At 46.4% G+C, this 233-nt stretch carries 1 protein-coding gene; it reads right to left on the reverse strand.

Translation table 11 applies throughout. From position 1 onward, the window contains the following. Positions 1-233 (reverse strand): hypothetical protein (locus DM444_RS00040; RefSeq protein ID WP_162614868.1); only part of this gene is annotated, 233 nt, incomplete at both ends.

The following is a 233-nucleotide window of genomic DNA, read 5'->3' on the forward strand; positions in this document are numbered from 1 at the left end:
GTTCCAGCATTTGCGCATCCTTCAGAAGCCGTGAACTGTCCGCTTACTTTTACGATATTTGAAACATCAGCATCACACAAGTCAGAAGCTGAAGGGAATAAAGCCTGAGCATTTGCAAGTCCTGAAGCATCGCTGCATTCTAAAGTCACGTTTAGAGAACCAGCGGCAGTTGTCCAAGAAGGCGCAGCAGTATCCTGAATAGTGATCACCTGAGTGAAAGTGTCCGAAGTGTT

The sequence above is a fragment of the Flavobacterium ginsenosidimutans genome, assembly GCF_003254625.1.
GTDB classification, from domain to species: Bacteria; Bacteroidota; Bacteroidia; order Flavobacteriales; family Flavobacteriaceae; genus Flavobacterium; species Flavobacterium ginsenosidimutans.